16 protein-coding genes are annotated in these 19,380 nt (G+C 39.4%); 14 read left to right on the top strand and 2 right to left on the bottom strand.

Annotation, left to right across the window (positions count from 1 at the left end):
* Positions 1 to 19 precede the first annotated feature (19 nt).
* The 12 genes from MHB58_RS18250 (at position 20) to MHB58_RS18195 (ending at position 15,351) form a co-directional block, all read left to right on the top strand.
* Positions 20 to 1,753 carry an adenine deaminase C-terminal domain-containing protein gene (locus MHB58_RS18250; protein WP_340735792.1) on the top strand — a complete coding sequence of 578 codons (1,734 nt, stop codon included), beginning with the start codon at positions 20 to 22 and terminating at the stop codon, positions 1,751 to 1,753.
* A gap of 27 nt (positions 1,754 to 1,780) precedes the next feature.
* A complete protein-coding gene (locus MHB58_RS18245; RefSeq protein WP_340735791.1) occupies positions 1,781 to 2,839 on the top strand; it encodes a DUF3048 domain-containing protein in 1,059 nt (352 codons plus the stop codon).
* An 18-nt stretch (positions 2,840 to 2,857) separates the two neighbouring features.
* Positions 2,858 to 3,172 (top strand): YerC/YecD family TrpR-related protein, encoded by a 315-nt coding sequence (locus MHB58_RS18240; RefSeq protein ID WP_008408714.1) that lies wholly within the window; start codon positions 2,858 to 2,860, stop codon positions 3,170 to 3,172.
* Positions 3,173 to 3,346: 174 nt separating this feature from the next.
* Positions 3,347 to 4,036, top strand: a complete 690-nt coding sequence (locus MHB58_RS18235; protein ID WP_087617509.1) for a heptaprenylglyceryl phosphate synthase — start codon at positions 3,347 to 3,349, stop codon at positions 4,034 to 4,036.
* A 35-nt stretch (positions 4,037 to 4,071) separates the two neighbouring features.
* Entirely contained in the window at positions 4,072 to 6,330 is a 2,259-nt protein-coding gene (gene pcrA / locus MHB58_RS18230) for a DNA helicase PcrA (RefSeq protein ID WP_340735790.1), read from the top strand.
* Positions 6,331 to 6,342: 12 nt separating this feature from the next.
* Positions 6,343 to 8,340 (top strand): NAD-dependent DNA ligase LigA, encoded by a 1,998-nt coding sequence (ligA, locus tag MHB58_RS18225; RefSeq protein WP_008408709.1) that lies wholly within the window; start codon positions 6,343 to 6,345, stop codon positions 8,338 to 8,340.
* An 18-nt stretch (positions 8,341 to 8,358) separates the two neighbouring features.
* The gene (locus MHB58_RS18220; protein WP_008408707.1) at positions 8,359 to 9,534 is read left to right on the top strand and encodes a CamS family sex pheromone protein; all 1,176 of its coding nucleotides are present in this window, start codon (positions 8,359 to 8,361) and stop codon (positions 9,532 to 9,534) included.
* A 293-nt stretch (positions 9,535 to 9,827) separates the two neighbouring features.
* Positions 9,828 to 10,118 (top strand): Asp-tRNA(Asn)/Glu-tRNA(Gln) amidotransferase subunit GatC, encoded by a 291-nt coding sequence (gatC, locus tag MHB58_RS18215; protein WP_008408705.1) that lies wholly within the window; start codon positions 9,828 to 9,830, stop codon positions 10,116 to 10,118.
* Between the two features lie 17 nt (positions 10,119 to 10,135).
* On the top strand, positions 10,136 to 11,599 hold the full coding sequence (gene gatA / locus MHB58_RS18210) for an Asp-tRNA(Asn)/Glu-tRNA(Gln) amidotransferase subunit GatA (protein ID WP_340735789.1): 1,464 nt from the start codon (positions 10,136 to 10,138) through the stop codon (positions 11,597 to 11,599).
* Between the two features lies 1 nt (position 11,600).
* Positions 11,601 to 13,046 (top strand): Asp-tRNA(Asn)/Glu-tRNA(Gln) amidotransferase subunit GatB, encoded by a 1,446-nt coding sequence (gatB, locus tag MHB58_RS18205; protein WP_008409014.1) that lies wholly within the window; start codon positions 11,601 to 11,603, stop codon positions 13,044 to 13,046.
* A gap of 246 nt (positions 13,047 to 13,292) precedes the next feature.
* Entirely contained in the window at positions 13,293 to 14,477 is a 1,185-nt protein-coding gene (gene nagA / locus MHB58_RS18200; protein WP_340735788.1) for an N-acetylglucosamine-6-phosphate deacetylase, read from the top strand.
* Between the two features lies 1 nt (position 14,478).
* The gene (locus MHB58_RS18195) at positions 14,479 to 15,351 is read left to right on the top strand and encodes a GNAT family N-acetyltransferase (RefSeq protein WP_065217643.1); all 873 of its coding nucleotides are present in this window, start codon (positions 14,479 to 14,481) and stop codon (positions 15,349 to 15,351) included.
* Positions 15,352 to 15,395: 44 nt separating this feature from the next.
* On the opposite strand, the gene MHB58_RS18190 is transcribed toward MHB58_RS18195, so the two are convergent.
* Together MHB58_RS18190 and MHB58_RS18185 are read right to left on the bottom strand one after the other, a co-directional pair.
* The gene (locus MHB58_RS18190; RefSeq protein WP_340735787.1) at positions 15,396 to 16,292 is read right to left on the bottom strand and encodes an alpha/beta hydrolase; all 897 of its coding nucleotides are present in this window, start codon (positions 16,290 to 16,292) and stop codon (positions 15,396 to 15,398) included.
* The gene (locus MHB58_RS18185; protein ID WP_340735786.1) at positions 16,289 to 16,906 is read right to left on the bottom strand and encodes a YesL family protein; all 618 of its coding nucleotides are present in this window, start codon (positions 16,904 to 16,906) and stop codon (positions 16,289 to 16,291) included. Before MHB58_RS18185 ends, MHB58_RS18190 begins: the two co-directional genes overlap by 4 nt.
* Positions 16,907 to 17,074: 168 nt before the next feature.
* On the opposite strand from MHB58_RS18185, the gene MHB58_RS18180 reads away from it, so the two are divergent.
* A complete protein-coding gene (locus MHB58_RS18180; protein WP_340735785.1) occupies positions 17,075 to 18,382 on the top strand; it encodes a sugar ABC transporter substrate-binding protein in 1,308 nt (435 codons plus the stop codon).
* A 69-nt stretch (positions 18,383 to 18,451) separates the two neighbouring features.
* On the top strand, positions 18,452 to 19,369 hold the full coding sequence (locus MHB58_RS18175; protein WP_340735784.1) for a carbohydrate ABC transporter permease: 918 nt from the start codon (positions 18,452 to 18,454) through the stop codon (positions 19,367 to 19,369).
* Positions 19,370 to 19,380 lie beyond the last annotated feature (11 nt).

Below are 19,380 nucleotides of genomic sequence, written 5' to 3'. Positions count from 1 at the left end.
ATTGAAAGGAGTGCAGAAAATGCCGAAAATTAGTTGGAAGTTAAGTAATATAAGAGAGCAAGTTAGTATCATTGACGGGCATGCTGCTCCGAATATAGTTTTAAAAAATGCTAAATACTTACATAGTATGATGAAAAGTTGGGCAACAGGTAACATCTGGATATCCAATGATCGCATCGTATATGTTGGTAAGGAAATGCCTGCAAATATAGAAGGGACAGAGGTTGTTGATTTGGCAGGGAAAGTAGTAGTACCAGGTTATATTGAGCCGCACGTACATCCTTTCCAATTGTACAATCCCCACAGTTTCGCAGAGTTTAGTGCACAGACCGGCACGACTACATTTATTTCAGACAATATGACACTTGTTTCATTGATGAAAAATAAGAAAGCGTTTTCTTTTATGGATGAGCTTGCTAAATTGCCATTTTCATTTTACTGGTGGAGTCGTTTCGATTCCCAAACTGAACTTGAAAATGAGAGGGAACTTTACTCAAATGCCTCGGTCTTGGAATGGCTTGACCGTCATGACGTATTGCTTGGCGGGGAATTGACAGGATGGCCTCGTCTGATGCGCGGGGATGATCAGATGCTTTACTGGATTCAGGCAGCTAAGCATAAGGGGAAAAAAATCGAAGGACATTTACCGGGAGCATCCGAAAAAACGTTGGCTAAAATGCGTTTACTAGGAGTCGATGGTGACCATGAATCTATGACAATTGAAGATATTGAAGCGCGTATACTGCATGGATATGCTGTTACACTTCGCTATTCATCGATTCGCCCGGATTTGCCTCATTTATTAAAAGCGGTTGTCGATAAAGGCTATGAAATATTCGATCATTTAATGATGACAACAGATGGCTCCACACCGAGTTTCCATGAAGATGGTGTGATGGATAAATGTATTCGGGCAGCCCTTGAAGCAGGTGTGCGCCCAGTTGATGCTTATAATATGGCAAGCTATAATGTTGCGAGATATTATAATATGACCAATTTGCATGGGTTACTTGCTACAGGTCGTTATGCAAATATTAATATTTTGGCGGACGAACATTCGCCGACACCTGAAGCAGTAATTTCAAAAGGAGTATGGCTAAAACGCGACAATACAGATTTGAAAGCATTTCCGGAAGTTGACTTATCCCTATTCGGTGATCTGAAAATCGATTTTGATTTGCACGAAGGAGATTTTCAATTTTCGATGCCGATTGGCGTTGAAATGGTGAATGATGTTATTACGAAGCCGTATAGTATAAAAAATTTCGGTCATTATCAACATACATTATCAACAGACCATGATGAAAGCTATTTAATGCTTGTCGACCGCAATGGAAAATGGCGTATTAATACGATGATTAAAGGATTTGCGACACATGTAAAAGGCTTTGCCTCATCGTATTCCAATACTGGAGATATTATTTTATTAGGAAAATCGGTGCAGGATATGCAGTACGCTTTTCAAGAATTGAAGAAAATGAATGGCGGGATTGTACTTGTAGAGGATGATCAAATTGTGACAAGTATTCCTTTAACTTTGGCCGGCTCTATTTATGATGGAACCGTTAATGAAGTAATTCCGCTTGAGCTAGCATTGAAGAGTGCTTTGAAAAAACGTGGATATCACCATACAGATGCAATTTACACATTGCTGTTTTTACAATCGACACATTTACCGTATATTCGAATTACGACACGTGGGATTTTTGATGTCATGAAAAATAAGGTTATGCTACCTGCCGTAATGCGATAAACCTGAAAAAACGAGAGGAGTAGCACGATGAAACGCAGTATATTCATGTTAACACTATTAGGCATAACCTTAGCGACAGGTTGTTCAGATAAAGAACAAACAGAGGAACCTGCTGTAGAGATAGAAGAAAACGAAGTAGAGAAAGATATTATTGTAGCGGAGGCTGAAGAAGTACTGCCATTTGTAACGCCGTTTACAGGGGAACGAGTGGCAGAGGAAGTGACGATGCGCCCAATACTGGCCACAATCAATAACCATCCGCAAGCACGCCCGCAATCCGGACTTGCACAGGCGGATGTCGTGTATGAAATGCTGGCGGAAGGTGATGTAACACGCTTTTTAGCTCTTTATCAGTCAGAACTTCCTGAATCTATCGGACCGATCCGCAGTGCACGTTCATACTTTATTGATATTGCAAAAGGGCTGGACGCATTTTATATTGCGCATGGCTATAGTCCAGAAGCAAAATCGATGCTTTCACAAAGAGTAGTCGATAATATTAATGGAATGCACTATGATGGTACTTTCTTTAAACGTTCATCGACACGGGTTGCTCCTCACAATTCTTATATTTCGGGCGAAAATGTAAAGGCTGGTGCTGAAAAAGTAGGGACTTCACTACTTTATCAGAAAAAAGTGTCCTACCCATTTTATGAAGCCGAAGATAATGTTAAAATAGGAACAACAGCTAATGAAATATCGATGAAATACAATAATAGCGGTTCATTTAATAGTCAGTACGTATACAATGCCGAAACGAATCAGTACAAGCGTTATTCTGCAAATGTAGAAACAGTCGATTACGAGACAAATGAATCCATCGAATTAGCTAATATTTTATTTTTTGAAATGCCTCATCAAATTGTAGATAATGCCGGTCGACGCGAGATTACAATTACTGGTGGCGGCAATGCGTATGTAGCTCAAGCAGGGACGATACGTGAAGTGAAATGGAAAAATGCAGATGGCCTGCTGGTGGCAGTCGAAGAAGATGGAACGGAAGTAAAATTAGTTCAAGGAAATACATGGATACATTTCGTACCAACATCTCCAGGTCTAGCGGCTTCTGTTATATATTCAGAGTAGAGAGGAAATGGTGGGCACATGCAAATTGAAAAAATTCGCGGTCATCAAACAGATCAGTTGTTTAAAGCAGTCCTAGAGTTAAAGGATATTGAGGAATGCTATAAATTTTTCGATGATTTGTGCACAATTAGTGAAATTCAATCATTGGCACAGCGATTTGAAGTTGCACATTTATTACGTTTGAAAAAAACGTATGAAACAATTAAAAAAGAAACGGGTGCTTCAACAGCAACAATTTCCCGTGTACGCCGTTGCTTTGATTACGGGAATGACACTTATGATGAAATGCTGGGCCGTCTTTATCCAGACGAAAAGCCATTTACGTCAAAGTAATGAAGCGCCAATGCGCCCAATCATAAATACATGAGCAAGCTTAAAAGACTGAGCAGATTTATCCGCTCAGTCTTTTAATATTTCAACGAATTTCGTTATACTAAGAGATGGTCAATAAAAACAAAGATAATGGAAAGTTCAATATAAAAATTTTGAGAATAGGTGGATATATTCATGGAATATTTAAACTGGAGACATGTATTTAAACTGGACCCTGCTAAGGAAATTACGGATGAGGCATTAGAGCAGATTTGTGAATCGGGAACGGATGTTATTTTAGTAGGTGGGACAGATGATGTGACGTTGGATGGCGTTCTGGATCTGCTCGTCCGTGTACGTCGTTTTTCAGTACCGATTGCGCTGGAAATTTCAAACGTTGATAGCATTACACCAGGATATGATTATTACTTCATTCCGTCGGTGTTGAATAGCCGTGATACAAAATGGGTGAAAGATTTGCATCATGAAGCGATTAAAGAATATGGCGATGTACTAATTTGGGAAGAGCTCGTAGCGGAGGGCTATTGTGTACTGAATCCGGATTGTAAAGTAGCGCAAGTAACAAATGCGAAAACGGATTTGACGGTGGAAGATGTAGTGGCCTATGCACGAATGGCGGAAAACTACTTTAAATTGCCGATTTTTTATTTGGAGTACAGCGGTGCATATGGTGATATCGAAATGGTCAAAGCAACAGCCGAAGTTTTAAATGAAACAAAGCTCTTTTATGGAGGCGGCATTACGTCCGTAGAACAGGCGAAAGAAATGGCTGCATATGCCAATACCGTAGTTGTCGGAAATATTATTTATGATGATTTAAAAGCGGCATTAAAAACCGTACAAGCAGTGAAAAGTGTTATATAATAGGAACAAATGTTCTTTAGATAGGAAGGTGCAATATGGAGCATATAGCAAAAAATTTAGTAGCGGGAATGAATCCACAGCAAGCTCAAGCGGTGAAAACAACAGAAGGCCCGCTCCTAATTATGGCAGGGGCCGGCTCTGGGAAAACAAGGGTACTGACTCACCGTATCGCCTATTTAGTCGTTGAGCGTGAAGTATACCCTTCAAAAATTTTGGCCATTACATTTACAAATAAAGCTGCCCGTGAAATGCGTGAGAGAATTGACGGGATATTAGGAAATGGGACAACGGAAAGCATGTGGGTATCCACATTCCACTCAATGTGTGTACGTATTTTGCGACGCAATATTGACCGGATCGGCTATTCGAAAAGCTTCTCAATTTTAGATAGTTCAGATCAGCTGACGGTTATAAAAAATATATTGAAGCAGGATAATATCGATCCGAAAAAATATGACCCGCGTGCAATCTTAAACACGATTAGTTCTGCAAAAAATGAGTGCATTACTGTGAATGGGTTTGAAGAGAATATGAATCCGCATAATCCTTTTGAAAAGATTGTCGCACAGGTATATAAAGGCTATCAGAAACGATTAAGACAAAATCAAAGTCTCGATTTTGACGATTTAATTATGCTGACAATCCGTCTATTTAAAGAAGCGCCGGATGTGCTTGAGTTTTATCAAAACAAATTCCAGTACATTCATGTTGATGAGTATCAAGATACGAACAAATCTCAATATTTGCTCGTGCAATTATTGGCGAAGAAATTCCGTAATATTTGTGTTGTCGGGGATTCGGACCAATCGATCTATCGTTGGCGAGGTGCTGATATTTCGAATATATTATCATTCGAAAAAGATTACAAAGAAGCAAAGGTGATTATGCTTGAGCAAAACTACCGTTCCACAAAACGTATTTTACAAGCGGCAAACAGCGTAATTGAAAAGAATAAAGACCGCTATAAAAAAGTACTGAGAACAGAAAATCCGGAAGGCGAAATGATCCAGCTTTACAAAGCGGGAAATGAGCAGGATGAAGCACAATATGTTGTACGTACGATTCAAAAACTCATGAAGGATGAAGATTACAAGCTGGATGATTTTGCGATTTTATACCGTACAAACGCACAGTCACGTGTGATGGAGGATGTGCTCGTAAAATCGAATATGAACTACCAGATTGTTGGCGGTACAAAGTTCTATGATCGAAAAGAAATTAAAGATTTACTCGCTTACTTACGTTTAATTGCAAACAATGATGATGACCTGTCATTGGCGAGAATTATCAATGAACCAAAACGTGCGATTGGTGCGACTTCATTTGATAAAATGCTTGTCTATGCAATGGAGCGCGACCGATCAATCTTTGATGCGATGGGTGAGCTTGTATTTATGGGGCTTTCAGGCAAAGCAGCCACTTCAGCTGAAAATTTCTACAATATGATTCGTTCATTGAGTGATCGACAGCAGGAATTATCGGTTACAGAGATTGTGGAAGAAGTGCTTGAAAAATCAGGATACCGCCAAATGCTGAAAGCGGAAAAGTCGATTGAAGCAGAAAGCCGCTTGGAAAATATCGAAGAATTTTTAACAGTAACACAGGCTTTTGAAGCGCGCAGTGAAGACCAGTCATTAGTAGCGTTTTTAACGGACCTGGCACTTATTGCAGATATTGATTCTTTAGATGAAGAAGAAAAAGCGAAAGGTACGATTATTTTAATGACGATGCATGCCGCAAAAGGGCTGGAGTTCCCTGTTGTGTTCATTATCGGGATGGAGGAAAATATATTCCCGCATTCACGTTCCTTGGAAAGTGAAGATGAAATGGCCGAAGAACGGCGCTTGATGTATGTCGGCGCAACTCGGGCAGAGCAGCGTCTATACTTGTCTTGTGCGGGTTCTCGTACAATTTTTGGTCGTACAGGATACAATGCCCCATCACGTTTTTTACGCGAAATTGATGAAAATGTGTTAGAGCAAGTTTCAAAAGCAAATACTACATCATATCGTGATGATTCACTGCCATTTAAATCGAACCGTTATGACCGTATGCCGAAGCGTTCATTAGGAAGCGTGCAGGCACCTGCTTCCCAAACATCACGACTTAATTCTACAGGCGGGGATAAGTTTGACTGGAAAGTAGGCGACAAAGCAGCCCATGGCAAATGGGGCGTCGGTATGGTCGTAAGTGTAAAAGGTGAAGGGGACGGCATGGAACTGGATATCGCTTTCCCATCACCGACTGGAATAAAACGTCTGCTAGCGAAATTTGCACCGATTACGAAAGCTTAGGAGGAACATTTGATGAATGAAATAGAACAAAGAATTGCGGAATTAAACAAGCTTCTTCATGAGTATGGCTATGCGTATTATGTACTGGATAAACCGGTAGTAGAAGATAGTGTATATGATCAGCTTTTACATGAACTTATCGCATTAGAAGAAGCAAATCCGGAATTTATTTATCCTGATTCTCCTACTCAGCGTGTCGGTGGCATGGTATTGGAAGGCTTTAAAAAGGTAACGCATGAAACAGCAATGCTTAGTTTATCGAATGCCTTCAATGAAGAAGATTTGCGTGATTTTGACCGGAAAATCGAGCAGGCAATCGGTAAAAATTACTCCTATGTATGTGAACTGAAAATTGATGGTTTGGCCATATCTTTACGCTATGAAAACGGGGTTTTTGTACAAGGCGCTACTCGTGGTGACGGAACGGTTGGTGAAGATATTACAGCCAACCTGAAGACAATCCGTGCCATTCCTTTACGTTTAAATGAACCTGTAACATTAGAAGTGCGCGGCGAAGCCTATATGCCGAAAAAATCTTTCGAAAAACTGAACGAACGTCGAGCTGAAAATGGCGAAGAGCTATTTGCAAACCCTCGGAATGCGGCAGCAGGATCGTTGCGTCAATTAGACCCAAAAATTGCGGCAAGCCGAAATTTATCGACTTTTATATATGCAGTTGGCGGGGATGGAGAAAGCTATGGAATCGATGGGCATTGGGAAATGCTCAAGTATTTGGAGGAGCTAGGTTTTCCATCGAATAAAGAGCGTGAGTATTGCGAAACTATTGAGGACGTTTTGGCGTTTATAGAAAAGTGGACAGAAGCGCGCCCAAATTTATCGTATGAAATTGATGGTATCGTCATTAAAGTGAATCGCTATGCCCACCAAGATGAGCTTGGCTTTACGGCAAAATCGCCGCGCTGGGCAATTGCCTACAAATTCCCGGCTGAAGAAGTGATAACAAAATTACTGGATATCGAACTGACGGTAGGTCGTACGGGCGTTATTACTCCGACAGCGATTTTAACACCGGTACTTGTAGCCGGAACAACTGTGAGCCGTGCATCATTGCACAATGAAGACCTGATTCGTGAAAAGGACATTCGAATCGATGATACGGTCATTGTGAGGAAAGCGGGGGATATTATTCCGCAAATTGTGGGGGTTGTTCTGGAACAGCGCCCGGATGACGCTGTACCATATAAAATGCCGACCCATTGTCCCGCATGTGATGAAGAAGTTGTACGCATTGATACTGATGTAGCATTGCGCTGCGTGAATCCGCAATGTCCTGCACAAATCGCGGAAGGTGTGAAGCATTTCGTTTCCCGCAATGCGATGAATATCGACGGTCTTGGCGAGAAGGTAGTAGAACAGCTGCTGAGAGAAGGCTATATTCAAGATGTAGCAGGACTATATGAACTGACAGTAGAACAACTGATCAACCTGGAGCGAATGGGGCAAAAATCGGCGACAAATTTAGTTGAAGCACTTATTCAGTCAAAGGACAATTCGCTGGAACGACTATTATTCGGTCTTGGCATTCGCCATGTTGGTGAAAAAGCAGCTAAGATTTTGGCAGCACATTTTGAAACAATCGATGCATTAATGGTTGCCACTGAAGAAGATTTGAAAGATATTCATGAAATTGGCGATAAAATGGCCGAGTCGATTGTCGCGTATTTTGCAAACGAGCAAGTACAACAATTAATCGAACGCCTAAAAGGATTTGGCTTAAATATGAGCTATAAAGGCAAGAAAATTGTCGTGGAAGCAGGGGCAAATCCTTTTGCTGGTAAAACAATTGTACTGACAGGCAAATTACAGCAATTGACACGTAACGAAGCAAAGGCGAAAATAGAACAGTTAGGTGGTACGGTTGCAGGGAGTGTCAGTAAAAAAACAGACCTTGTAATTGTCGGAGAAGATGCAGGCTCGAAGCTAGAAAAGGCACAAAGCTTAGGCATTGAAATTTGGGATGAAGTGCGCCTAATCGAACAATTAATATAGTAAAGGGGACTTGCTCTCATGAAACGTTATCGCTGGATACCTGCGATAATTGTAGCGGCGATGTTGTCAGCGTGTGCGCCAAACCTCACACCTGATACAGAACTGACGCAAGAATCAGATACAGAACAAGCTGTGGAAACAACAATTATCCCGAATATGCAAATAAACGATAAATTTTATCGTACATTGATTCCATATAAGGAAAGTGCAAGCCGTGGTTTAGTTGTTTCCAATATTTATACGAAGTACGATATGAAGGAAGTCGAAACAGGCTTAATGCGTATTTCGCAAAATCATTTTGATACGGAAAACTATTACTTCCAGGAAGGTCAGTATTTAGATGAAGAAACATTGAAATACTGGCTGGCCCGTCCAAATCAAACTGAAGATAAAGGACCGGAGTACCAAGGTCTAAACCCATCAAGTGTGGATGAGGCGACAGGCAAGGAAATGGATCCGACTGTAAAAGCGACAGAAGCGCCAGTTTATTTGGCACATATTGTGGAACAAAATTATTTAACAAAAACCGATGAGAACAAAGTAAAGCTGGCTGGTGTTTCAATCGGTTTAGCATTAAATTCAGTTTACTATTATCAAAAAGAGCAGTATGGAGAATTTTTTGAAGAGAAAATTCCGGATGCAAAAATAGATGCAGAAGGTAAAAAAATAGCGCAGGAAGTGATCAATCGATTGCGTGCCCGTCCGGAACTGGCAGATGTTCCAATCGTCATTGCTCTATTTAAACAGGCTGAAAGAAATGCAATTGTGCCGGGAACGTATACGGACTATAATTTTGCGGATAAAGGAAAGACAGAATTGGGTGAATGGAAGGTAATCGATGAAAAATACGTTACTTTCCCGATGAGTTCACCGGATGATGTATATCGTGACCTGAATACGAATTTCCAAAACTTCAAACAAGATGTCGACAAGTATTTCTCAAACTTCACGAGCGTGTTTGCGACTGGCTTTTACCAGAACAAAAAGGTCCAGAAGCTTGATATCGAAATTCCGATCCAGTTTTACGGAACAGCTGAAATTACAGGATTTACCCAGTATTTGACCGGTTTAATGCTTAATCATTTACCACTTGACCTGTATATTTCGGTGAGCATTACCTCTGTTAACGGACCCGAAGTACTGATTATTAAAGAACCAAATGAAGATGAACCTTTTATTCATATTTATGAGTAAAATCTTTCGAAAAATACCATACTTTTACGAGTGTGGTATTTTCTTTTTGTAAAAGAAATCTACTTCATTACGTTAATGCGTTAATTTGGCGAAAAAACGTCATAAGTGGGGGATTGTTTGCTGGATTTTTTCCTAAAGCGGAGATTTTTACATGGAAAAATGTTATCATTATGGGCATGGTTTATGTAGAATCAGCGGGTATCCAAAACAATCACTGACTCCACATATAGACCCGGCGGATGATCCGGATTTTGCCGAGGTATATTTGATTCGATAACTTGGAGGTGTAACAAATGGCAAAAATTTCGAAAGAAGAAGTAAAACACGTAGCACACTTAGCTCGCCTTGCTATTACAGAAGAGGAAGCAGAGAAATTTGCTGAACAACTAGGGAAAATTACTGATTTCGCAGAGCAGTTAAATGAATTAGATACAACAAATGTAGAACCGACTTCACATGTTTTACCTTTAGTGAACGTACTTCGTGAGGACGTAGCAAAAGAAGGCTTACCTCTTGAAAAAGTAATGCTGAACGTAAAAGAACAAGAAGCAGGTCAAATTAAAGTACCATCAATTATGGAGTAATAGGAGGAACCACTCGCATGACAGTATTTGAGCGCACATCAGCACAATTGCAAGAGAGCTTAAAGTCGGGTGAACTAACAATTGCGGATTTAACAAAAGAAGCGTTTGACCGCATTGAAAAGTTGGACGGCGATGTACAAGCTTTCTTAGCATTAAATAAAGAACAAGCAACTGCAAAAGCAGCTGAATTAGATCAAGTTCCTTTTGAGGAGCGCGGTCCATTATTCGGTATGCCGATTGGTGTAAAGGATAATATCGTAACAGAAGGATTGGAAACAACTTGTGCTTCTAAAATTCTGGAAGGTTTTATGCCAATTTACGATGCAACAATCGTAAAAAAATTACGTGATGCAGGCATGATCACAGTCGGTAAATTGAATATGGATGAATTCGCAATGGGTTCTTCAAATGAAAACTCGGCTTATAAAACAACTAAAAACCCATGGAATCTTTCGCATGTGCCAGGTGGTTCTTCAGGTGCATCTGCAGCTGCAGTTGCAGCGGGTGAAGTACCATTTTCACTAGGTTCTGATACGGGTGGATCAATCCGTCAACCAGCAGCCTACTGTGGTGTTGTAGGAATGAAACCTACATATGGTCGTGTATCTCGTTTTGGTTTAGTTGCATTCGCATCTTCTTTAGACCAAATCGGACCAATTACACGCAATGTAAAAGACAATGCATTATTACTTGAAGCAATCTCAGGTGTAGACGAAATGGATTCTACTTCTGCGGATGTGCCTGTACCAAACTATGCAGCCGCTTTAGACGGTAATATTAAAGGCTTAAAAATTGCTGTACCAAAAGAATTCCTAGGTGAAGGCGTTGGCGAAGCAGCAAGACAGTCGGTTCTTGATGCATTGGAAGTATTAAAAGGGTTAGGTGCTACAGTAGAAGAGGTATCATTACCACACTCTAAATACGCGTTAGCAGCTTATTACATCCTTTCTTCATCAGAAGCCTCTTCAAACCTTTCACGCTTCGATGGTATTCGTTACGGCTACCGTTCAGAAAACGCGAAAAACTTATTAGAGCTGTACAAACAATCTCGTGCTGAAGGTTTCGGCGATGAGGTAAAACGTCGTATTATGCTTGGAACATATTCATTATCAGCTGGTACGTATGATGCTTACTATAAAAAAGCACAACAAGCACGTACTTTAATCAAAGCTGATTATGACAAAGTGTTCGAAAACTATGATGTAATCATCGGGCCAACTGCACCAACACCAGCATTCGCTATTGGTGCAAACATTGACGACCCAATGACAATGTACGCAAACGATATTTTAACAATTCCAATCAACTTAGCAGGTGTACCGGCAATTTCAGTTCCATGCGGTTTTGAAAACGGATTACCATTAGGTTTACAAATTATCGGTAAGCATTTCGATGAAGAAACACTTTACCGTGTGGCATATGCTTATGAGCAACAAACAGATTTCGCTAAACAAACTCCAGCATTATGGGAGGTAAAATAAAATGAACTTTGAAACAGTCATTGGCTTAGAGATTCACGTTGAGTTAAAAACAAACTCAAAAATCTTCTCTAGCAGTCCAAACCACTTTGGTGCGGAACCAAACACAAATACAACAGTAATCGACCTTGGTTATCCAGGTGTTTTACCAGTATTAAATAAACAAGTAGTAGATTACGCTATGCGTGCTTCTTTAGCATTAAACATGGAAATCGAACAGGAAACTAAGTTCGACCGTAAAAACTACTTCTATCCGGACAATCCGAAAGCTTACCAAATTTCACAATTTGATAAGCCAATCGGTAAAAACGGTTGGGTAGAAATCGAAATTCCAGCTAAAGGTGATACTCCAGGCTACAAAAAGAAAATCGGTATTACACGTCTTCACATGGAAGAAGATGCTGGTAAATTAACGCATGCTGATGGCTATTCTTTAGTGGACTTAAACCGTCAAGGTACGCCATTAGTAGAAATCGTTTCTGAGCCGGATATCCGCACGCCAGACGAAGCGTATGCTTATCTTGAAAAAGTAAAATCAATCATCCAATATACAGGCGTTTCTGACGTACGTATGGAGGAAGGTTCTCTTCGTTGTGATGCGAACATTTCAATCCGTCCATACGGTCAAGAAGAGTTCGGTACGAAAACGGAGCTTAAAAACTTAAACTCATTCAACTTTGTCCGTCGTGGTTTAGAGCACGAAGAAATCCGCCAAGCAGAAGTATTAATGGCTGGTGGCGTTATTGAGCAGGAAACACGCCGTTTTGATGAGAAAACAGGTAAAACAATTCTTATGCGTGTTAAAGAAGGTACAGATGATTACCGTTACTTCCCAGAGCCGGACTTAGTGCGTCTTTCAATTTCTGATGAATGGGTAGAGCGCGTACGTAACGAGATTCCAGAATTACCGGATGCTCGTAAAGCACGTTATGTTTCTGAATTAGGCTTAAATGATTATGATGCAAACGTACTTGTAGTAAACAAAGAGATTTCAGATTTCTTTGATGCAACTGTAAACGCAGGTGCTGATGCGAAATTATCAGCTAACTGGTTAATGGGTGATATTTCTGCATACTTAAATGCAGAACAAAAAGAGCTGAAAAATACAGCTCTAACACCGGAAAACTTGGCTGGTATGGTGAAATTAATTTCGGACGGTACAATTTCTTCTAAAATCGCGAAAAAAGTATTCACTGAGTTAGTAACGAATGGTGGAGACGCTGCGAAAATTGTGAAGGAAAAAGGCTTAGTTCAAATTTCTGATCCGGAAGTAATCCGTGGTTTCGTAACAACTGTTCTTGATAATGATGCAAAATCAGTAGAAGACTTCAAAGCTGGTAAAGACCGTGCGATTAAAGCACTTCTTGGCCAAATTATGAAAGCTTCTAAAGGTCAAGCAAACCCACAATTAACAAACCAAATCTTAATGGAAGAAATTAATAAACGTTAATTTTTTTCTAAGAAGAGGGTAGGACATAACCCAAAAATGCTATTTTTCTCTTAGAGAAAAATAGCATTTTTTTACTGATCGTTAAAAAATTTCCGTTTCTTAATAAGGAGGTTTCTCCTTAACCAATTATTATTCTACTTCTTTCCCAACCTCTTTATTTTGTTCTAAAAGGAATTTTCTTGAAAAATGATAAGGGTAGGCTAATAATGGGAAATGTATAAGATGCGGTAGAGGGGGGAAATGTTCATGGAAAAAACATGGTGTATTGGACCACTTCAAATTGTCCGGGAACAGCGGATAGAGGATGACTGTTACGCTGTAATTGAAGGTGGAAAAATAGTTCAGTTTTGCAAAAGGGGTGAATTACCTGAACAGGTCGAACTGGTAGAAACAAAGACAGCTTATAAAATGATGCCGGGGATGATTGATCAGCATATTCACGGAATATCCGGTGCTGATGTAATGGACGGAGAGGAAAGCAGTCTAAATACGATCAGTACGGCACTTGCAAAACACGGGGTGACAACCTTTTTAGCGACAACGATGACTGCGGAAGAAAATCAAATCAAGCGTGTTGTACAAGCGATTGCGAATAAAAAAAACAATGTAAAAGGTGCAAAAATTGCTGGCATACATTTAGAAGGTCCTTTCATTAACCCGATTCAAAAAGGGGCACAGTCCGATCAGTTTATTATAAAACCTTCTGTAGACAAATTTGACCATATAAACAGGTCTGCCCACTACGAAATTAAGCTTGTTACACTAGCGGCAGAGCAAGATAAAGGCCATAAGCTTGCAACGTACTTAAAACATAACGGCATTGTAGTATCCATTGGTCACTCAGATGCGACCTATGCTGAGACAAAGGCATTATTGGGACAACAGCTTATTCAGAATGCCACTCATTTTTGTAATGGGATGAGGCCGATCCATCACCGGGAGCCCGGCTTGCAGGTTGCATTAATGCAAAGTGAGTGTATGCTGGAAATTATTGCTGACGGATTTCATATTCATCCAGACATGATTCGCTTTATTTACGACACGATTGGTGAAGACCGAATGATATTAATATCAGACAGTATGCGCGCAACCGGATTAACAGACGGTATTTATGATTTAGGTGGACAACAAGTCCGGGTAGAAGATGGATTATGTAAATTAGTCGGAAGTGACGCGCTTGCTGGAAGTACGCTGAATTTAAACAAGGCCCGAAAAAATATGAAAGACTGGCTCGGAATATCAGATGTGACACTAGCTAAGCTGACTGCAACTAACAGTGCAAAGCTGTTAGGGTTGTTTGAAAATAAAGGGTCAATTGAAATTGATAAAGATGCTGACTTTTATATAGTTAACGAAAACGAAGAAGTTGTATTAACTGTTTCAGAAGGAAATATAATTTACGAAAATAGCAATTTTAAAAGGAGGGATTGAAGTGAATTTCCTAAAAGGGGACGCTGTGCGCCTTAATCCGCAGCTGAAAGGGAGTTTCTTTAAACTGGCAAATGATACTTTTGGTTTGGATTTTAGACAATGGGATGAGCTAGGGTATTGGAACGATTCATATTGTCCTTATGTATTGGAAGCCGAAGGTGAAATAGTAGCCAATGTTTCTACCAGTCATGGAACGATGATTTTGGATGGCAGGCAGTATAAAGCAGTTCAAATTGGAACTGTTATGACAAATCCAACATTCCAAGGAAAAGGATTATCGCGTCAGCTTATGGAAAAGGTTATGGAAGATCATGTGGATGCAAATATCATATACTTGTTTGCAAACAAAACAGTATTGGACTTTTATCCGAAGTTTGGTTTTGAAACTCGGACGCAATCTATATTTACTGTGGATAAAAAAGACATTGAACCGGTTTATACAGAAGTAAAGAAAGTTAACTTGGAAGATAAACCGACAAGAAACATATTTTATGAAACAACTGTGTTTAGAAAACCTGTTAGTCAGAAAATGAGTATGGTTCAAAATGAAAATATTGTGATGTTCCATGCATTGACCCAATACCAAGATTGTATTTACTATGTGCCAAACTTTCAGGCATTTGTCATTTTAAATGAAACAGCCCAACATGCGGAGTTAATTGATGTGATTTCTAAAGAGCCGGTTAATATACAGGAAATACTCGGTTGTTTACCAATTCAATCTGAACAGATCAGGCTGTGCTTTACCCCGGATGATATAAAGCTTCCTGTCGCGCAAGATGTGTTTATAGATGATGGGGCAATGTTTGTAAAAAATCAAAAAGAAATTGTGTATCCTAATAATTTGCTTTATCCATATAGTGGATTGGCATAAAAAATGGAGGTCCGTGATAAATACTACGGGCCTCCACATTGCGGTTACTTTAATAATTTCGAAATAATATCTAAAAGCCGGTTTTTCGCTTCACGGGCAATAGGTATTTCTTCTAAATCAAATCCGTGTGTACACCCTTGATAAATATCAAATTGGACTTGTACACGGGCTTGCTGTAGCTTATCCACAAACTCACATACTTCCTCGTAAAATAAATCGTGAGTTCCGATAAATGTATAAACAGGCGGAAGTCCTTCAACATTCGCATATAAAGGCGATGCGTATGGAGAAATATTGTCGGTACCCGGTAAATAAGCACGCCAACTTTTTTTGTTTTTTTCTGCATTCCATATAGCAGGTGAAGTAAACTTTTTATGAAATGGCCTTTCTTTTGCATCCAGCATCGGGTACAACGGTAAAACCGCTGCTATTTTTGGGCCTATTTCATCTCGTGATTTTAAAGCAATGGCCAATGCCAAATTTCCCCCGGCACTGCCACCACTTATAATTATTTTCATTGAATCTATATTCAGACTACTTGCATGTTCACTAATCCACTTTAACAGCTCATACCCGTCTTCTAGAGCAGCAGGATAAGGATTTTCCGGAGCGAGACGATATTGCGGGATGAACACTACCGCTTGGAAGTTATGTACAAAATCTGTTACATAAGGTAAGCTGTCATCCGGACTGCCGAACACCATACCCCCGCCATGAAACCAAATAAAGCCTGGCATATTTTGTACTGCATTCTTCGGCTGTATACGGATGACTCGTATATTTCCTATCATCATTTCTTCGATTAAACAATTTTCAAGTTGGTAGTTTTGCTCGGAATAATGGACAAATGTTCTGTTCATGATCAGTTGCTCGAATGTACGAGAATTTTTTAATTTACGATCAATACTTTCAACGAGTTCAGGGTGCAGTCCATTCATCATGTTACAGCCTCCGATACTTTCCGTTGTTCAATTTTCTTAAAGGAACGAAGCGAGAATTTCATAACGAACCAACTAAGCACACTCCCTGCAAATAAAGGGATTGCACCCGGCATAATATTGAAAATGCCATAGATCAATACGATACATAACGCATTTAAAATGACCGTGTAAGGTGAAGTAATCGTAAATAAAAATGCTTGTTTTATCATTGGCAAAAATGCTAGATCAAAATGGACGTATACAGGAAAGAAGAAAAACAACGTACCAAAAATGATAAAGGCAATGATGAAAGTCGGAATAAGAAGAATTGATAAAGAGTCAAACATATAAATAGCATAAAAGTCGATTGCTAAAATGAGCACGATAATATAGCTAATCACCGCATACCCATTTCCTCTAACCCACTCATTTTTATACACTTCCCAAAATGTTCGAGTAATCGGCTTATCAATATCGAGCAGAAATTGTCTTGTAATCGTAAATAATGCAATCGTCGCTGGAAACAGACCGAAAGCGAAAAGTCCGATCGCAGAAAAAAACAGCCATAGAAAGTTCAAGTAAATTATTTTTAATAGCTTAACACCAAAACTGTAAAAGCCGTCCCAAAATGTCATAATGATCCCCCCCTTGCTATTATTATAAATTAAATAAGTCTGAAAAATTGTACAATTTAAATTAAGGACTTTTAATGGACTTGAGTTCCTCCTCGTTTTTTTGTAGTCTGGAAAAAATAGCTATTTTGCTATTTTTATACAGAGGGAAAATGAAAAGGGGGATGGGTTATGAGTAATACAATTTTTAAAAAGTTGGGACTGCTATTTTTAGTATTAGTGCTTTCTGTTGTAATGGCTGCATGTAGCGAAGATGAAACGACAACGACAGATGCGAATACCAATTCGGATAATGGAAGCGCTAACACAGATACAGAAGATTCTTCAGGATTATCAGGCGAAATCACAGTTTGGGCACACCCTTATACAGATGGCTCAACAGGTGAAGGGGATATGTGGAAAACATTTGCATCGGACTTTGAAGCAGAAACAGGGGTTAAAGTAAACTTCGAACAAATTCCTTGGGCAAATCGTGACCAAAAAATCTTAACAGCTTTAGCGGCTGGTCAAGGTCCGGACGTATTCTATGTAATTCCCGACCAGATGCCACAATATGCAGAGCAACAATTAATTTTAGATATATCGCAATATGTTACAGATGAAGAGTTAAGCGGCTTCGTACCGACTGCCATCGAAGCAACAAGCTGGAAAGGCAAACAGTATGGGATGCCAATTTTACAAACGGCAGAGTCTTTAATTTATAACAAAAATATTTTGACGGAATTAGGCGTAGATGAAAACAGCCTTCCGACAACATGGGATGAATTTAAAGCTTTAGCTGAAAAGGCAAAAGCAGCAGGTTATTATGCTTTCTCATATGCAGGTGGAGGTTCTTTAAATAACACGCTTTATCCATTTTTATGGCAAGCTGGCGGTAACGTAATTGATGAAGATAATAACATCTTAATTAACAAGCCTGAAGCAGTTAAGTCATTTGAATTAATTAACGAAATGTATACAAAGGGATGGATTCCTCAAGATTCAATTACGGCGCTTGATCATGACTCACTGTACTTCGGCGGAAAATTATTAGCTGTAAATGGTTCTGGGATTTCGGTAAACCGTTTATTAGCTGAGAAGCCATTTGACTTTGTTATTGCTCCTCCATTAAAAGATGCAGAGCAGTTAACTTACGGTACTGTTGGGATGTTTGTAGGTTCGGCGATTTCTAAAAATCCGGAAGCTGCGGCAGAGTTCATGAAGTATGTTACAAACACAGATAACCAACGTACATTCAATAATATTACACAATATATCCCGACACGTGATGAAGCGAAGGATATTTTCGATTCACAACAATATATGGCTCAGTTAGCGGAGTACACACAATATGCGAAGCCAGGTATTATTCATCCAGAAGGCCGTAATATTATGCCTTTAGTTCAAGCGGAAATTCAAGCAATGTTAGAAGGAAAACAATCTCCTCAGGAAGCTGCGGATAAATCGGCAGACGCAATTGATAAGTTAATTAACAAATAATTTAAAAGGAGAGTTTGGTCTAGAAGATCAAACTCTCTCATTACTTCAAGTACAGAAAGGGTGAGGCATGTGACCTCTACAACTTCTAAACAATCACTTAGTGCACGGATAAAAAGAGAGCTAAACAAAAATTTATTAGTCTATGTCGTGCTCATTCCAGTAATTATTCATTTTATCATTTTTCAAGTATACCCATTTGTTTTAAGTTTTTATTTAACATTTCATGACTGGAAAATTATCGGGGACCCAGAGTTCGTTGGGTTAAAACATTGGAAAAGTCTACTTGATGATGAAATCGCTTGGAAAGCAATATGGAATACTGTTAAGTTTTCCATCTATTATATAGTTCCGACAATGGCACTTGGCCTAATTTTGGCAGTAATCATTAATTCAGGGGTTAAATTTTCAGGGTTTTTCAAAGGGTTGTTTTTCTTGCCTGTTGTTACATCATTCGTAATTATCGCAGGAATTTGGGGATGGCTGTTCCGTGGGACAGAAGATGGCTTTATCAACTATTTAATCGGTTTTGTCGGTATTAACCCGCAGCTGTTTTTATCTAGTTCATCACAGGCACTTCTAGTCTTGGCAGGATTAAGTATTTTTAAAGTAGCGGGTACAACAATGATTTACTATTATGCGGGTTTACAATCCATCGACCGTCAATTGTATGAAGCAGCACGTATCGATGGTGCTAGTCCATGGAAAATCTTCTGGAAAGTTACATTTCCGATGTTAAAGCCTATTCACTTTTACGTGGCGATTACAACAACGATTGGTTCATTCCAAATTTTCGACTCGGCGTTCTTGTTAACGAATGGGGGACCGAACTACTCAACAACAACAATCGTGTATTACTTGTACCATCAAGGATTTACAAGCTTGAATTTAAGCTATGCAGCAGTTTTATCATATGTGTTGTTCTTTATCATTCTAATTATCTCGTTAATACAACGTAAATATATTGGGAAAGATCCAAATTATTATTAAGCTGGTGCGGG

Source organism: Solibacillus sp. FSL K6-1554 (assembly GCF_038005185.1).
GTDB classification, from domain to species: domain Bacteria; phylum Bacillota; class Bacilli; order Bacillales_A; family Planococcaceae; genus Solibacillus; species Solibacillus silvestris.
The sequence above is the reverse complement of the archived record's forward strand: the minus strand, read 5'-3'. Positions and strand labels throughout refer to the sequence as shown.

Coding starts and splice junctions, on each gene's coding strand:
- MHB58_RS18180 (WP_340735785.1), top strand. CDS start 17,075: ATGAGTAATACAATTTTTAAAAAGTTGGGACTGCTATTTTTAGTATTA.
- pcrA (WP_340735790.1), top strand. CDS start 4,072: ATGGAGCATATAGCAAAAAATTTAGTAGCGGGAATGAATCCACAGCAA.
- MHB58_RS18235 (WP_087617509.1), top strand. CDS start 3,347: ATGGAATATTTAAACTGGAGACATGTATTTAAACTGGACCCTGCTAAG.
- ligA (WP_008408709.1), top strand. CDS start 6,343: ATGAATGAAATAGAACAAAGAATTGCGGAATTAAACAAGCTTCTTCAT.
- gatA (WP_340735789.1), top strand. CDS start 10,136: ATGACAGTATTTGAGCGCACATCAGCACAATTGCAAGAGAGCTTAAAG.
- MHB58_RS18245 (WP_340735791.1), top strand. CDS start 1,781: ATGAAACGCAGTATATTCATGTTAACACTATTAGGCATAACCTTAGCG.
- gatB (WP_008409014.1), top strand. CDS start 11,601: ATGAACTTTGAAACAGTCATTGGCTTAGAGATTCACGTTGAGTTAAAA.
- MHB58_RS18250 (WP_340735792.1), top strand. CDS start 20: ATGCCGAAAATTAGTTGGAAGTTAAGTAATATAAGAGAGCAAGTTAGT.
- gatC (WP_008408705.1), top strand. CDS start 9,828: ATGGCAAAAATTTCGAAAGAAGAAGTAAAACACGTAGCACACTTAGCT.
- MHB58_RS18220 (WP_008408707.1), top strand. CDS start 8,359: ATGAAACGTTATCGCTGGATACCTGCGATAATTGTAGCGGCGATGTTG.
- MHB58_RS18185 (WP_340735786.1), bottom strand. CDS start 16,906: ATGACATTTTGGGACGGCTTTTACAGTTTTGGTGTTAAGCTATTAAAA.
- MHB58_RS18190 (WP_340735787.1), bottom strand. CDS start 16,292: ATGATGAATGGACTGCACCCTGAACTCGTTGAAAGTATTGATCGTAAA.
- nagA (WP_340735788.1), top strand. CDS start 13,293: ATGGAAAAAACATGGTGTATTGGACCACTTCAAATTGTCCGGGAACAG.
- MHB58_RS18240 (WP_008408714.1), top strand. CDS start 2,858: ATGCAAATTGAAAAAATTCGCGGTCATCAAACAGATCAGTTGTTTAAA.